Origin of the sequence: Pseudoalteromonas sp. Scap25, assembly GCF_013394125.1 — a bacterium.
Taxonomy (GTDB): Bacteria; Pseudomonadota; Gammaproteobacteria; order Enterobacterales; family Alteromonadaceae; genus Pseudoalteromonas.
In genome coordinates, this window is the sequence record NZ_CP041328.1 from 58,700 (window position 1) to 74,876 (window position 16,177).

A 16,177-nucleotide genomic window follows, 5' to 3' on the forward strand; every position below is an offset into this window, starting at 1 on the left:
CGCAGATAAAAAAGCCAAGCTTAAGTTGCTTGGCTTTTTGGTTTTCAACAAATAAAGCTATTTAAACTAATAAACTTTGTAAGTTTAAAGTGTTTTCTTGAGAACCATTAACCTGCGTAATAAGTGCAGTACGACTAGCAAAATCAATACTCAAAGAAATTGATTGTTGCTCAAGCTTCCACATTAAACAACATACACTTGCGCCACCTTGAGCAGTAAATTCACCAGCAAATGCAGGATGCTCATTACGTATTTTAATTAATGCTATTAATCCTTTTACTACCGGCTTATTTAGCGCTTCATCTATTTTAGCGGCATCTAGATAAGGGCGATTAATATCACGACCAACGTTCGTTTTCGCCAGAAGCTCCATATCATTTTTACAAGCAAATAAACCACCGTAATATACTTGTGGTACACCCGGTGCAAAAAATTGAATGGCGCGAGATAATAAGTAATCAAAATCATTTGCGCCCAGTGCATCGTAATACGTACAGTTAACTTGATATAGGTCGACATTACTTGCAGCTGCACCTGTTGCTTTACGGCTCTGGTTATTGCTGTTGGCATGCATGGTTTCTACTAAATTATCTATTTGAGATGCGTTTAACAGCCCTGGTTTATCGCCCATTGGACCCGCGTCAATAATGCCAATACCATCATGGGTGTCTAGCACCGTTAAACAGTTGCGCGGTGAAATTTGTAACCACTTAAGCAGTGCGTCTACATCATTATTAAATAAGCTGTGTAAAATAAGCGGGGGTAAAGCAAAGTCGTATACCATGTTTACGCGCTTAGCCACGTCAACTTGAGTTTGATAATGGCTATGAATTTCAGCAATGGTTTCCATGCCTAAATCATTTGCCTGCTTTGAGAGTTTATCTAAATAGGCAAATGTTTCATCGAGCATAAAACAGTTAGTACCTGCTTGCTTAATGGCGTAACCCGCTGCATCTAAACGAATAATGTTTACGTTGTTAGCAGAAAATTTAGTAAGTACGTTATTTAAATAGGCAATGCCCGCTTCTACTTTTACATTTATATCAATTTGGTTGTCGGTAAAGGTGGTCCAAAAATCATACGTTTGACCATCACCGCATTTCATTGGTGTAAAACAGCTTCCAGGCCGTGGACGGTAAATGGCTTGTTGTTCTTGGTTGCTCATGCCATTAGGGAATACGTCTTCTTTAGTTAAAAATAAATCCCAAAATTCAGAGGCTTTGCCTTTGGCCAGCACATCCTGAAATTGAAACGATTGCGCCGATACATGGTTTACTATTAAGTCGGCCATTAAATCATGGTCTTTTCCAAGTGCTTGAATATCTGACCAAGTTCCTATTCGGGCATCAACTTCACTGTGATCAATTGGGTCAAAACCTGCATCGCTACCATCTATTGGGTTATAAAATGGTAATAAGTGTACCCCTGCAAAAACGTCTTTAAGTGGACCCTTTAGAAGTGCTGTTAATGCGTTTATATCTTTACCGGTGATTCGATCAGCATATGTGATCAATTGAACTTTATTCTTCATCATGTGTGATTACCAAGTTGAAACTTAATCGATTAAGATATATCTTTAACTAGCAAGTAAGAATTTACAAGTAATTTTTAAATATTTTACATACAAATATCGTGGCTCGATTAATACTACAATAAGTTACTGACAACTTAATGTGTGTTACCAAGCATTTAACGAGGAAAAGCAAATGACAAAATCACACACACACGTAAGCAGCGATCCGTTGCAACAAATTCGTTGGCTCACATACATGATGTTTTTTATGTTTGCCATGACCTCTGACGCCGTTGGCATGATCATTCCCGAACTCATAAGCGATTTTGGTTTAAGTATGACCCAAGCCAGTGCGTTTCATTATGCGCCTATGGCCATGATTGCAATAAGTGGATTATTTCTAGGCTTTTTAGCCGATAGTCTTGGCCGTAAAAAAACGATTATGCTTGGATTATTAATATTCTCTGCAAGTTGTTTTTTGTTTGCGATTAGTAGCAGCTTTATATTTTTTGTTTTTTTACTGTGCTGTATTGGCCTCGCCATTGGTTTATTTAAAACCGGTGCATTGGCGCTTTTAGGTGATATTTCTAATAGCAACGAAGAGCACACCAAAACCATGAATAAAGTAGAAGGCTTTTTTGGCATTGGTGCCATTGTTGGCCCTGCTTTAGTTGGCGTGCTGCTGGTTCAAAATGTAAGTTGGACTTACCTTTACATCATTGCTGGCATTATGTGTTTGATTTTGGCATTGCTTGCTTGGCGTGCCGATTACCCTGCTGTGGTAAAAAATACAGATAAGCCAGCCTCACTAAAAACGACTATGAAAATGGTTAAAAACCCTTATGCACTGGGTTTTTCACTTGCAATTGCTTTATATGTTGCCACCGAAGTTGCCATATACGTGTGGATGCCTACTCTACTAAAAGATTACACTGGCTCATGGCCGCTGCTGGCCACTTACGCACTCACAATCTTTTTTGTGTTACGTGCTGCAGGGCGTTTTATTGCGGTATGGTTACTGAATAGGTTTAGTTGGCAAGGAGTTATGGCTTACTTAAGCTTTGGCATTGCGCTGTGTTACGTTGGCACTCTATATGGCGGCGTTGATTGGGCTGTGGCTTTATTACCTCTTTCAGGTTTATTTATGTCGATGGTTTACCCTACTTTAAATTCTAAGGGAATATCGTGTTTTCCTGTTCATCAACACGGCGCAGTAGCCGGTGTTATATTATTTTTTACCGCACTGTCAGCCGCTTTAGCACCTTTATTTATGGGTATGATCAGTGATTACTTTGGACACGTGCGCTACGGATTTTATTTAGCCACGGGTTTTGCAGTTATATTATTTTTAGCTATGCTGTTTAATTATATTCGTGACCCATCAGCAACTGCATTAGAGCAAAACAACCTAGTCGCTGAGTAAATAAACAACTTTAATGCTATAAAAACATTTTAAAAATCAATGTTTGAATAAAAAAACAGCAAATAATTAACAAAATAATTTGCTTATTGTAAAAACTTTGTTATTTTTACTTAATCGATTAAGTAAAAATAACAACTTCCCTTTGGGTTTAAAACGAGGCGTTCACATGACAACACACAACACACCTTTATATTTGATCAGTGCTTTAGCGCTCGCCGTTAGCCAAGGCGTTAATGCACAAAAACAAGAGCAAAATACACAAGCGCAAGCTAACAAAGGGCTAGAAACAATTGTTGTTACCGGTGTTCCCCGCCGTACAACAATAATGGCGTCAAGTTCTTCTGTGAGCAGTGTTTCACTTGAGCAAGTTGAGGTGTCTACGCCTCGCTCTACCGCAGAGGCATTTAGAATCATTCCTGGGGTGCGCTCAGAATCAACCGGCGGTGAAGGTAATGCCAACATTGCAGTACGTGGTTTACCGGTTGCCTCTGGTGGTGCTAAATTTTTACAGCTTCAAGAAGATGGCTTACCTGTTTTACAATATGGCGATATTGCATTTGGTAACGCTGACATTTTTATGCGCTTAGATAACACAGTGCAAACCATTGAATCTATTCGCGGTGGCTCAGCCTCTACCGCAGCAAGTAATGCACCGGGTGGCATAATTAATTTCATTTCAAAAAATGGCGAAAACGAATCGGGCAGCGTATCAACTACACTTGGCCTAGATTACGATACTATTCGAACTGACTTTGAATATGGCACATATTTAAATGACACTGTACGCTTTCATGTTGGTGGTTTTGTACGTCAAGGTGAAGGCCCACGTGAAACAGGTTACACATCAAATAAAGGTGGGCAAATTAAAGCCAACCTGACCAAAGATTTTGAAAATGGATACGTGCGTCTTTATTACAAACATTTAGATGATAAAAGTGTTGGCTACTTACCTATGCCAATGTATGCAAATGGAGACTCAATTCCTGGGTTTGACGCACAATCAGATACCCCGCATTCAGCATTATTTACTAAAACAGTGCGCTTAAACGGCGAAAATCAAATAAGTAACGGCGATATTCGCGATGGTATGAATCCGCAAGTTGACTCAATTGGTTTTGAGGCTGTATTTGATTTAGACAACGATTGGCGTATTGAAAACCGTTTTCGTAAATCATCTGTAAGCGGTAATTTTAATTCGTTGATCCCCGCTGAAGTTGGCGATGCATCAGCTATAGCGCAAAGTATTGGTGGTGTGGGTGCAACGCTTAGTAATGCGACCACAGGTGCTGCATTTAACGATGATTTAGCAATGCGTATTCATACGTTTGATGTAACTATGAACGACTTTGACTCAATTGTTAACGACTTCAAACTGACTAAATCGCTAAGCGATGATACTAGCGTTACTTTTGGCTATTATGCGTCAACCCAAAATATTGCCATGTCGTGGTTATGGAATTCCTACCTAATGGAGCTCAAAGGTGATAACGCAGCGCTGTTAAATGTAACAGCCGCCGATGGGACTGAATTCTCTGAAAATGGCTTATACGCTTATGGCACGCCTTTTTGGGGTAACTGTTGCCAACGCGATTACGACACAGAATACGACACTCGTGCACCCTATATTGCATTTTCAACTAAGGTGGGTGACGTAAGTATTGATGCTAGTGCCCGTTATGACAGCGGTGAAGCGCGTGGTAACTATGCAGGCGCGGTTACCTCAACCGTTGATATGAATCGCGACGGTGTGATTTCTGTTCCTGAACAAAATGTTGCAGGTATTGACCTTGCAAATGCCAGCCCTGTTAATTACGACTGGGATTACGCATCATATTCAATTGGTGCCAATTACCAAATTGACTCAAGCCTTGCAACGTTTGCACGATTGAGCAAAGGCGGTCGCGCCAATGCTGACCGACTTTTATTTGGTAAAGTTCGCGCCGATGGCTCAGTAGCCGATGAAGATGCCGTTGATGAAGTAAACCAGTATGAGTTTGGTATTAAAAAGCGCTTTGATTCACTGTCAGTTTTTGCCACGGCATTTTATGCACAAACTGAAGAGCAAAACTTTGAAGCGACATCACAAACCTTTTTTGACCGCGAATATGAAGCAAAAGGAATTGAGGTTGAATCAACCTACTTTATTGATGCATGGGATTTTCGTGGTAATTTAACGTGGACAGACGCTGAGATTGCAAAAGATGCACTTACCCCAGAAGTGGTTGGTAATACGCCTCGTCGCCAAGCTGATTTAATTTACTCATTAATGGCACGTTACACTTATGAAAAAGGCTCTGCAGGCCTAAGCTTTATTGGTACTACCGATGCCTATGCTCAAGATAATAACGATCTTAAGTTTGATGGTTACACTCAAGTAAATGGCTTTGTAAGCTACGATTTATCAGAAAACCTTAATATTGCGTTAAACGTAAATAACCTATTCGATACGGTAGGTATTACTGAAGCAGAAGAAGGCTCAATACCTGATAACAACATTATACGCGCACGTGCTATTAATGGCCGTACAACGTCATTGACGTTTAAATACGCGTTTAACTAACCAACTTTAGTGTAACAATTGCTGAAGCTATGTTTGTTCAGCGATTGTTACACTAGTTTTAATAATTCTCCCTTGAATTTTGACCTAGCCATGCTAGGTTTTTTAGGATTTACACTATGACCAAATTACTTAGCCTTGGTGAACTGCTTATTGATATGCTGCCTCAAGACTCTCAAAACAGTGCTTATTTGCCCATTCCAGGAGGTGCTCCAGCTAATGTGGCAGTAGGTTACGCAAAGCTCGGCGGCAAAGCTGCGTTTTGTGGCGGTATGGGAGATGACTATTTTGCTAAACAATTAACTAATGCGCTTGAGCAATATAACGTAGATACTGAGTATTTATTTACCATAGAAGGCGCGCAAACAGCTATGGTTATTGTCAGCTTAGATGAAAACGGCGAACGCAGCTTTAACTTTTATCGTCATCAAACAGCCGATTTACTGTTAACGAGTGAGCACTTAAAGCTTATTAATTGGGATGAATTGAGTACCCTACACTTTTGTTCAAACACCTTAACCAATACAGCTATAGCAAAAACCACTGTGTGTGCTTTAAAGCAAGCTAAAAACAACCAAAAAATCGTTAGCTTTGATGTAAATTTACGCTACAGTTTATGGCAAAATAGCAATGACATTGAGCAAAACGTGCATGCATGCTACGCGTATTGCGATATTGTTAAGCTCTCACGTGATGAGTTAAATTTTTTAGCAACACAACGCCAACAATCAGCTGATGCCTACTTACAATCACTGCTTGATTTAGGCGTCAAGCTGGTGTTTTTAACCGATGGTCCGGCACCAGCGACTGTTTACCATAGCGCTTTTACTCTCAGTGAAGCAGCCCCAACAATTACCGCTGTAGATACCACCAGCGCTGGTGATGCTTTTATTGCTGGCGTACTATACTACTTAAACCATAGCGATAATGCAGTGCCACTTACTGATAAGCTAAATGATGAGTCAATAGTAAAAAAAGCGCTTCACTTTGGTCTTCGCTGTGGCTCAAAAGCTTGCTTATCTAAAGGCGCTTTTCCTGCGCTTCCCACGCAGCAAACACTTTCGCAATAAACCAAGATACTTACAAAAAAGGCCACTGTTGGCCTTTTTTGCTAAGCGTCTAAATTATTGGTTTTTAGCCATTCTAAAGCGGCAGTAGCATTTTCAAAGTATTGTATTTCACCCGACATAAACCAACTGCCTAACTTAGCTATGGTTGATTGCCACTCTTTGTTACCGTAAATCGCTATTTTTTTAAATTCTTTGTTGTGTTTCAAGCCAAGCTTTAAATCGTCCCAAGCAGCACGAAGCTCCCAACCATCTAACTCAGTGCCATCTATCAATACGTTAACAATAGGATGCTTAACTTCGCCTAGCGCTGAATCGATCATTGGGGTGATCACTTCATAATCTTTGTGAGTTAAGGTACCAATTGCCTTAAGTGTTAAGAAAAACTCACAGCCTGAGCGCTCAATACCAATCGATAAACCATGTGTTAAATTAACCATAACTCAACCCTTGAATGAAAAGAGCTTTGATTATAGGCAACAGTTAAAAATTATCATATGAAGCAGGTCAAAAAACAGCCAGTTAATGCCGATTTATCCTTTGAGCTAATTATGTTTCTTTAACCGATTAACTTGGTTTTTTACATCGTTTAAATAGCCGGTTTTTATCCATACTCTTGCGCCATTGTTACCCGCTGTGGCGTTAATTTCACTATTAACAGGCACTCTAAGCCAACTGTGTTTTTCAAGTGTGTCGTTATGCTCTTGTAAAGTGCCATCCAAAACCAACAACTCAGCACCACCACTTACCGTGAGCGTTAAAGATTGATTAGCATTAAACTGTACAATACTCACTGTTTCATACGTATCTTGATATAACAAAATGGCATTTAGGTCATTAAAATCGGGGGTTTTCTGCCCTTGCATATGCTGTGTGAGAATACGAACATGCTGGCGATCTTCTGGCTGAAACTGCCACAGTTTTACAAATATAATGCAACCATCTTTTGAGCCTGGGGTATGTTTTGATTGCGGAGGATTACGAATATAGGTACCTTTTGGGAAATCGCCATGCTCATCTTGAAATACCCCATCGAGCACTAAAAACTCCTCGCCCCCAGTATGAGTATGTGGGCTAAAGTGGCTGTTTGGCGCATAGCGTACAATACTAGTGGCTCGAGCAATTTCCTCACCCACTCTGTCAAGTGGACGTCTATCAACACCCAGCATGGGCGAAGCTATCCATTCAAGTGACTCGCTATGTACTACGACACGTTGACTAAAGTCGGCAGCAATTTTCATAGTTGGCTCCAAATTATTAATTTATAGCAGCAATACTTTGACGCTGAGCGACCTTTTGTTGCCATGCAATTAAGTGCGTGAGTTCAGTAGGAATAGCAATTTGTGCAAAGCCTGCAAACACAAGTCCTGCGTATAAGGTAATATCTGCAAAACTAAATTGTTCACCTGCCACATAAGTTGAGTTTGCTAATACGCTATTAAAATAAACCAAGCCTTGCTGTGCTTTTTCAGCTTGCTTTTCACCCCATGCAACATTTTGATAGGTTTCAAGTTTAGGTCCTAATCCATCAGTAGCATGATGAAAGTAAGTGGCAATTGCATCAAGTACCATCGACTCAGCACGTTTTTGCATCATATTAATTACTGCGCGTTCTTTTGCCTCAACACCAGTTAATGAAGGGCCTGCAAAAGCGGTATCAATGTATTGTGTAATTGCAGTGCACTCGGCAATAAAAGTACCATCATCAAGCTCTAGTACAGGTACACCTGCCAACGGATTCTTTGCCAAGAAAGCCTCACTGCGGTGCTCCCCATTTAATAAATCAACAGCAACAAACTCTACTTTATCAGTCGCATTTTTTTCAGCAAGTGCAATACGAACCCGTAACGGGTTAGGGAAATTTTCTACGTCATAAATTTTCATAATTATCTCTTATATTTTTAACAACAACCTAGGGTCTGTTGACCTTTGCGGATTATAATTTGTTCAAACTAGGGGCGGTTTAATCGCGGCGCGAGATTTGTAACCTAGTGGGCTAAGTAAAAACCGAGCAACAAAGAGTAAATCGCCCTTAGGCAGAACCCTTCGGGCAGCGCCTGTTTGGTATTGATGCTGCGTTATCGCCTATTTATGGGGAACAACCACACCACATAGGCACTGCCTTGCCTAAATGCCAAACAGACTGCTGCAAATTTAACCTTGAAAGGTCGACAGACCCTAAGTTAATATTAGCAAACCAAACCTACCTACTGATAGGTAATTTATAGCAAGCGCTTAGTGTTTGCAAACTAAAAATAAAAGAGCTTGAAAATAACTACCTACTGGTTGATAATTTTTTCAGATAACAGCAAGGAAATATCAAAATGAGTAAAAAAGCAGCCCTGCTACAAGCCGCAGAAAATAAAGTGCGACTGGGTGGTTATAGCAACTTTAGCTTTAGAGAACTTGCTACTGAAATAGGTATAAAAAGTGCCAGTGTACATTATCACTTTCCAACCAAAGCTGATTTAGGCGCTGAACTCGCGCATCAATACACCGATGCCTTTATTGCAGTACTTGGCGATCCGAATGCACATAAAGCAAACGGTAAAAATCCCATCGATATTTACACTCAGTTATTTAGAAATGCGCTCGTGATAGACAAAAAGATGTGTTTATGTGGCTTACTCGGTGCAGAAAGCGACAGCCTACCCGATAAAGTTCGCGTTGAAGTTCAGCGGTTTTTTAATAAAAACTTAGCCTGGTTAACTCAAGCACATCAAATAAATGGAGAGCTTAATCCTGCTCGGGCGGCAATACAAACAGTGAGCTTATTAGAAGGGGCAATGATTATTAGTAAAACCCTAGATGATATTAGCTACTTCGAACAAGCTACTTTTTAAATGCTTATATAAAAAAGCGAGCTTCAATAAAGCTCGCTTTTTACATTAATAACTATGTAGTTTTAAGCTGGATGCACTTTATGTTTTGAGTGCACAAAAGCTAATGCAATAAAGCCTATTACCGCTACCACTACACCAATAGGCTTACCTAAGTCACTTGATAAGTTTAACCCAATTGCCGCAGTCATAATGTAAGATAAGGTCACTGCGGTTGCGATCACGGCGGGTATACTAGTGATCCAATGGAATGTACCACGGTCAAATAGGTACTTGGTCGCAAGCCACAACACACTGGTAGAAAGCAGCATATTTGAAAACGCAAAATAACGCCAAATAACAGAGAAGTCGAGCTTAGTCATAAAGTAAGCAATGGTTAAAATTGGCAGTGCTAACAACAAACGATTACGTAAACTTTGCGGAATACTAAACGCATCAACCACCGTTAAGCGCAGTGAACGGAACGCCGTATCACCTGAGGTGATAGGGAAAACAGCAACAGCAATAATAGCCATTATACCACCAAATACACCTAAGTAGCTGTTTGCAATATGGTTAACCACTAAGCCTGGACCGCCTAAATCAAGCATCGATTTTAAACCAGCGTACCCTTCTGGGAAGGCAGCAATACCAGCAAGCGCCCAAACACAACCTACAATACCTTCGCACATCATCGCTCCATAATAAACCGGGCGTACATATTTTTCGTTAGTTAAACAACGAGCAATAATAGGTGCTTGCGTTGAGTGAAAACCACTAATAGCACCACAAGTAATGGTGATAAATAGCAACGGCCAAGTAGGCAGTCCATCAGGATTTGGGGCTAAAAAGTCGTGAGCATGATCGGCTTCAAAATACGCTAAAAAGTCGCCAGCTACTGGTAAATGGGGTGCGTTGATTAACAGTGAGACTGCGATAGCAACTGTCATTACAATCATTAACAAGCCAAAAATAGGGTAAAACTTAGTGATGATTTTATCGATTGGTAATAACGTGGCTAAAAAGTAGTAAGCTAAAATAGCGAGAACCCAAAATGTATTACTAGCAAAAATGGTGCCTTCAAATGCATCTAAGTTACTCAATAATCCTGCTGGGCTCATAATAAACACTACACCAACAAAAAATAACAACATAGCAGTAAATATAAGCATAAAGCCTTTAAATACTACGTTGTAATAATGGCCTGCAATTTCAGGTAAACTTTTACCGTCTTCTTTAATACTCATTACGCCAGAGAAAAAGTCGTGTACAGCTCCACCTAAAACGTTACCAAGTACAATCCAAACCAGCGCTACTGGACCATACAAGGCGCCAAGTATAGGACCAAATATGGGGCCTACTCCTGCAATATTCAAAAACTGAATTAAAAATGCACGAACAGGGTGAATAGCAACATAGTCAACACCTTCGCTAAAATGCTTTTGCGGAGTGTCTACGGTTGAATCTAAACCCGCTTGTTTTGCAACAAACGGGCTATAAAACTTATAGCCTAATATTAAAATAGTCAGGCAAATAAAAAAGATGATCATAAAGCACGCTTCTCTTTTTGTATGTGTTTATAGAACGCTATTTTGCGCCCCACTTTTTAAATAACAATTGAACGTAGCATATGAAAAAGTAGCCAACAATGAGACGTTTGGCTAATGCGCTCACAAAATCAATTTTATTCGAAAAAATAAAACTAATTAACAGCATTCGTTACTCATGGAAACAGATGGAAAGCACTAAAAGTACTTATATTGCGACTAAAATCTATAAGCCAATTTGCAACAATAGCTACACCTGAGTGATTAATTAGCCTACGATAAACATTATTACTACTTTAAATTTACTTGCCTTTGCCGTACATGGCTTTGCCAAAAAACAAGGATGCCCTCAATGACACAGTTTACTACGCCCGATTTATACGATGAACATCGCGACCATGTGCAAGTTGCTGACAGTGGCTTGCAACACTTTGGTAATAAAACTTACTTTTATGGTCAAGTAGTGACCGTCACCTGCCCTAACGACAACTCGTTTGCTGGTAACATACTGCATGAAAACGGTGAGGGAAAAGTATTGGTTGTTGATGGTTTTGCCAGTAAACGTTTTGCCTTTATTGGCGATATGATTGCAGAGCGCGCACTAAAAAATGGCTGGCACGGCATAGTTATTAATGGTTGCTGTCGCGATATTGAAATTCTTGCCACACTTGATTTACCTGTAATGGCGCTAGGCGCAACCCCGCGCTGCACCACTAAGCGCGGCTTAGGCGCTAAAGATCACCCGGTTAATATGTTAAACACCACAATTAATACTGGTGATTGGGCATATGCTGATGTAAACGGCTTAATAATTAGCTCTAAAGCGTTGTTTTAACCCCTCGTAATAGTCGTTAACAAAAAAAGCAGCTCGAAAGCTGCTTTTTTAATTTATATGGTTTTTTAAAACCCAAATTCTCAGGTTAAAATTAAAGTGCTAACCATACATCGGTTGAACCAGGTTCGTTCCCTTGAGTCCACCATTTAGCTTGGTACTTATTACCTTGATAAGAAACTTCATCACCACTGTTATAGATAGCCGTTGGCTGCCAAACTGCGACACCCGTACCATCTGTAGGTTGTGTTGTTGCTTCCCATGCACCACCTAAATCAGGACGCTCGCCTTGAGTCCACCACTTTGCTTTATATTCAACGCCGTTATAAGTAACGACATCACCACCAACGTATGCAACACTCGCATCCCAGCTTCCTGTAGGTGGATTTGTAGTATCAACGTTTGTAACTGTTACGCTAAAGCTTTGCGTTGTGGTTAATGCACCATCACTAACTGCAACAGACACGGTGAAATCTGTATCGGTATCTACAGCGCCTGCCTCAAGACTTATATTTGAACCGCTACCCACTAACGTTAAACCAGCAGGTACTGTCCACGAATACGTAAGGGTGTCGTTTTGAGCATCATCAGCCACTACAGCTACACTTGCTGATGCGCCCTCTTCAACGCTGATATTAGCGATAGCATCAACACTCGGTGCTGTGTTTTCACCCCCTGATGTTGGCGCAATAACATTAACAACAACATCACGATTAACGGTTGCTTTACCATCTGATACCGCAACGGTTGCCACATACTGCGTATCTGCAGTCACTGTTGGCGCTGTAATGACTAATGATGCACTATTTTGTCCAGATACCACCAGTGCGCTATCAACATTCCAGCTAAAGCTAAGTGGATCGTTATCTGCATCAGTTGCAGAAGCTGTTACTGTAATACTCTCGCCTGAATTAACAGATACAGATGCAGATACTGAAACAACTGGCTTTTTATTTGTTGGCGGAGCAACTACTCCTCCTAAACCATCATGCATAGCATTAAGAATATCACCATTATCCGCATCTATTTCCCAAGCAAATAAACCACCTAAATTATACTGATTAACATACGCTCCTTTAGCCAGTACTGACTTACGGCTATCATAAGTAATTAGTTTACCGGTTGAACGATTCCATACATAAGCGGCCTGTGCTTGCTCATCATAACCCACTTCAAAACCATTAATACCTGTGCCCGCAGCACCAATCATATTGGCTTTAACGCCCTTGTAATCAATAACCCCATCTTCCCATACGCCTTGTGCCGTAGAGCCTTTTAATGGGCCATTACCAGGGGCGGTCATTGGGTTACCATCAATCGCTGCATTTTGCGGGTAAACACCTTCCCAACCACGACCATACATAGCTGTGCCCACGACGATTTTTTTCGATGGTACATTTTGCGCAAGTAACAGCTGCACTGCATTATCGGTGGTATAAGCAGGGCCTTTACGAGGTTCGCCATTTTCATCAAGCCCGGTACCGTTACATTGGCCAACACTCATGTGTTCACCACAGTAAAGTGCAGTTTGGTGACCGGTTACATTACTCCATGCGCCATAAAAGTCATAGGTCATGGCAAAAATGTAATCCATATACTGACTAGCCGCTTGGTAATCTACATCTTCAATTTTATCGTAACCTGCACCTATAGCTGAGGTTAACTCGTATGTACGACCCGTTTCTGCTTCAAGCTTATCAAGCATAGCGCGTAGTTCTTGCATTAATGCAACATAGGCTGGGCCATCGTTGATTGGATCGCCAATGTCAGGATTGGGACCGTCACCACCTGGGAATTCCCAATCAATATCGACACCGTCATAGAATTTCCATGTTCTTAAAAACTCTTCCATTGAGGCAACAAAGGTGTCGCGGTTAGCTTTATTGGTAAAGCCACCGAATGGGTCTGATAACGTCCAACCACCTACAGATGGTAAAATTTTAATATCTGGGTAACGCTGTTTAAGCGCCATTAGCTGAGAGTAAGTACCACGGATAGGGTCTTTTGCATCAACCCCTGGCAGTGCTTTTTGTACTGCTGCCCATGGGTCGTGAATAACCACTTCGTAATCTGCAGAGCCGGCACAAGCGGTTTCAAGTGCACGTTTAGGACCACCCGATAACGATGCGTTTTCACCACAAATTGGAATAAAGCCATACAAAATATGACTCAGATTTTGTGCTGGCATATTCGTTACATCATAATCACGGCCATAAATTCCCCACTCAACAAAGTAAGCGCCTGTAACTAAACCTTGTTTGATACCAATGTCACGGTTATTTGGATCTACATCCATCGGCAATGGCGCTAAGTGGCCACCGTCAGTATCAGCAATTACAATAGGTTTGCCTGCACTACGCGCACAGGTCGTGCCACCTTCACATAGCTCAACATACATTGTATGGCGGCCTGCTTTATCATAAGGGAATGAAATAGTGCCACTTTTAGAACCAGCAGCAAGCGTGCCCTCATTAACTAGCATGTCATCAAAATATACTTTGTAGCTATCGCCACCATCACCACTCCATGCACTCCACTGAATGTTGATATTAACTTGTTCAACACGGGTAACTAGCTGCTTATAAGAGCCGTTTCCCTCAAGATCTACCTCAACAAACGAATATTGCTGTGGTTCCCAATTAATGCTTGGTGTAGACGGTGCAGCAGATGCTGTGCTTGCAAATAAAGCAACACCGATGGCTGCGCTTAGTTGTTTGATATTCATAGGTCTCTCTTATCCATTATTTATGTAATTATTTAATAAGTTTGAACTGCAAAACTTAGGCTTTATTAAAGTTTGGTCCATACATTGGCTTGCCCTGGCGTATCGCCCTGAGTCCACCATTTAGCGCGATAGCGCTGTCCTTGATACGTTACTTCTGCGCCGGCTTGGTAGGCTTTGCTAGTATTCCAAGTGGCTGCTGTGTCAGCTTTCGAGGCTGATTCCCATGCCGCTGAGGTATCTGGTTGTTGGCCTTTGTTCCACCATTTAGCGGTGTAAATAACGTTAGCAAAACGGGCTTTATCGCTGGCTTGATAGGTCTGAGTGCTTTCCCATTCAGGTACTGCTGGGTCAACCGGATCGACCACAGGTACATCGTTAACCGTGACACTAAAACTGGTTTGGGTACTTAATTGACCATCCGATACAGATACTGCAATGGTGTAATCGGTGTTTGCTGATACCTCTGCAGTGGTTAAGTTGATGTTGGCACCAGAGCCTGTAAAGCTTAGCGGTGTAGGTACTGTCCAGCTGTAAGTTAGCTCACTTTGCTCATCATCAAAGGCATGCAGATGAATTGCTGTTGTGGTGTTTTCATCAACTACTAGGTTATCTGGGGTGTGTACAATGGGTGCGGTGTTTGTTGGCGCACCTTGCACACTCAAGGCATAGGTATAATTTGCATCGCTGCTATACACTTGATTTATGAGTACGTCGGTTGCATCAAACGTAATGTCGCCCGCTTGGTTTTGCACACCAATTTGCACTAAATGCGCGTAATCGAGGTTAAGCTGCTCAGCCAATGCTTGTTGCCAATTTGCTTGATTGTCGGCATTGATTTTAAGCTGTTGGTTGATCACCTCTTGGCCTGTTTCGTCAAATAATCGCGCCCATACGATGTCGCCTGCAATAGCATTTTGCCCTTGGCGAACAAAGTAACCGACGCTAGTCAACGAATTTGGATCAGTTGGGCCTGCGTCATTTACTATGTTGATGTCGCTACAGTTATAAAAGCCTTCACCAACCACATCATTACGTTGCCAACGGCTATATAAAATGGCCTCGCCGCTGCGGTCTTGCGGAATTGCAACATTCATTTCATAGTAGCGTTTACCATCGGGGTCTTTAACGACCTCAATGTTGTCGTGCTCTTGCACTAGCTGTAAGTCTTGCCAAGTTAGTACGTCAGTTGCGCTATTGAAGCTTGGCTTGGTAATGTAAAACTGCCAAAAGCTTGGGTTGTGCGGGGTTGATGCAAGATAACGTATTTGAATATCACCATTGGCATTGGGTACTACATCACTGCGCTGCCAATGTGGTGATGGTAAATCCATACCCCGTTTGGCTGTATCGCCACCAGCACATAAAGTGCCGTTTGGTACACTGGCCTCAACTGCGGTTTGATTTAAATAGTCAGGAGTATTAACCGAAAATTCAATCGCTTGTACAAACTGCACCGTGCCCGATTCTAAATATGCGGCTCGACACGCAAGGTTAGGAATATTTGTGCCGTCTTCAGGCCACCAGTATCCGCCATCAACTTGACAAATTGCTTGGCGCGCTTTAGGGCTATCCATATAACCATGTGCTTGCACTTGCGGTGCTAGTGCACTGAGTAGTAAACCACTAGTAATTGCAGATAGCGTAATCGTGTTAAATTTAATTGATGCCATTATTTTATCCTTTATTAGACTCAA

At 41.4% G+C, this 16,177-nt stretch carries 12 protein-coding genes; 5 read left to right on the forward strand and 7 right to left on the reverse strand.

All coding sequences use genetic code 11. The features are described from left to right. Positions 1 to 61: 61 nt before the first annotated feature. Positions 62 to 1,534: a sucrose phosphorylase gene (gtfA, locus tag FLM54_RS15805; RefSeq protein ID WP_178956916.1), complete on the reverse strand. Its 1,473-nt coding sequence runs from the start codon at positions 1,532 to 1,534 to the stop codon at positions 62 to 64. Between the two features lie 172 nt (positions 1,535 to 1,706). Here gtfA and FLM54_RS15810 point away from each other — a divergent pair, with 172 nt between their 5' ends. The 3 genes from FLM54_RS15810 (at position 1,707) to FLM54_RS15820 (ending at position 6,563) form a co-directional block, all read left to right on the forward strand. Then, positions 1,707 to 2,936: an MFS transporter gene (locus tag FLM54_RS15810; protein ID WP_138569896.1), complete on the forward strand. Its 1,230-nt coding sequence runs from the start codon at positions 1,707 to 1,709 to the stop codon at positions 2,934 to 2,936. Between the two features lie 166 nt (positions 2,937 to 3,102). After that, a complete protein-coding gene (locus FLM54_RS15815) occupies positions 3,103 to 5,496 on the forward strand; it encodes a TonB-dependent receptor (RefSeq protein ID WP_178956917.1) in 2,394 nt (797 codons plus the stop codon). A gap of 116 nt (positions 5,497 to 5,612) precedes the next feature. After that, complete coding sequence (locus tag FLM54_RS15820; protein WP_178956918.1) at positions 5,613 to 6,563, forward strand: carbohydrate kinase; 951 nt, start codon at positions 5,613 to 5,615, stop codon at positions 6,561 to 6,563. Positions 6,564 to 6,604: 41 nt separating this feature from the next. Here the strand turns inward: FLM54_RS15820 and FLM54_RS15825 are convergent, their stop codons facing one another. From FLM54_RS15825 to FLM54_RS15835, 3 genes are all read right to left on the reverse strand, one after another. Continuing rightward, on the reverse strand, positions 6,605 to 7,000 hold the full coding sequence (locus FLM54_RS15825) for an STAS/SEC14 domain-containing protein (protein WP_178956919.1): 396 nt from the start codon (positions 6,998 to 7,000) through the stop codon (positions 6,605 to 6,607). A 105-nt stretch (positions 7,001 to 7,105) separates the two neighbouring features. After that, complete coding sequence (locus FLM54_RS15830) at positions 7,106 to 7,801, reverse strand: cupin domain-containing protein (RefSeq protein WP_178956920.1); 696 nt, start codon at positions 7,799 to 7,801, stop codon at positions 7,106 to 7,108. A gap of 16 nt (positions 7,802 to 7,817) precedes the next feature. Next, positions 7,818 to 8,444, reverse strand: a complete 627-nt coding sequence (locus FLM54_RS15835) for a glutathione S-transferase family protein (RefSeq protein ID WP_178956921.1) — start codon at positions 8,442 to 8,444, stop codon at positions 7,818 to 7,820. A gap of 440 nt (positions 8,445 to 8,884) precedes the next feature. Here FLM54_RS15835 and FLM54_RS15840 point away from each other — a divergent pair, with 440 nt between their 5' ends. Beyond that, on the forward strand, positions 8,885 to 9,403 hold the full coding sequence (locus tag FLM54_RS15840; RefSeq protein WP_054201362.1) for a TetR/AcrR family transcriptional regulator: 519 nt from the start codon (positions 8,885 to 8,887) through the stop codon (positions 9,401 to 9,403). A 62-nt stretch (positions 9,404 to 9,465) separates the two neighbouring features. Here the strand turns inward: FLM54_RS15840 and FLM54_RS15845 are convergent, their stop codons facing one another. Further along, a complete protein-coding gene (locus FLM54_RS15845; RefSeq protein WP_178956922.1) occupies positions 9,466 to 10,929 on the reverse strand; it encodes a carbon starvation protein A in 1,464 nt (487 codons plus the stop codon). Between the two features lie 349 nt (positions 10,930 to 11,278). Between FLM54_RS15845 and FLM54_RS15850 the strand changes: the two genes are divergently transcribed. Then, on the forward strand, positions 11,279 to 11,761 hold the full coding sequence (locus FLM54_RS15850; RefSeq protein ID WP_178956923.1) for a putative 4-hydroxy-4-methyl-2-oxoglutarate aldolase: 483 nt from the start codon (positions 11,279 to 11,281) through the stop codon (positions 11,759 to 11,761). A 91-nt stretch (positions 11,762 to 11,852) separates the two neighbouring features. Here FLM54_RS15850 and FLM54_RS15855 read toward each other — a convergent pair whose 3' ends face one another. Together FLM54_RS15855 and FLM54_RS15860 are read right to left on the reverse strand one after the other, a co-directional pair. Next, positions 11,853 to 14,483: a glycosyl hydrolase family 18 protein gene (locus FLM54_RS15855; RefSeq protein ID WP_178956924.1), complete on the reverse strand. Its 2,631-nt coding sequence runs from the start codon at positions 14,481 to 14,483 to the stop codon at positions 11,853 to 11,855. 65 nt (positions 14,484 to 14,548) lie between these two features. After that, complete coding sequence (locus FLM54_RS15860) at positions 14,549 to 16,153, reverse strand: lytic polysaccharide monooxygenase (RefSeq protein ID WP_178956925.1); 1,605 nt, start codon at positions 16,151 to 16,153, stop codon at positions 14,549 to 14,551. Between the last annotated feature and the right edge of the window lie 24 nt (positions 16,154 to 16,177).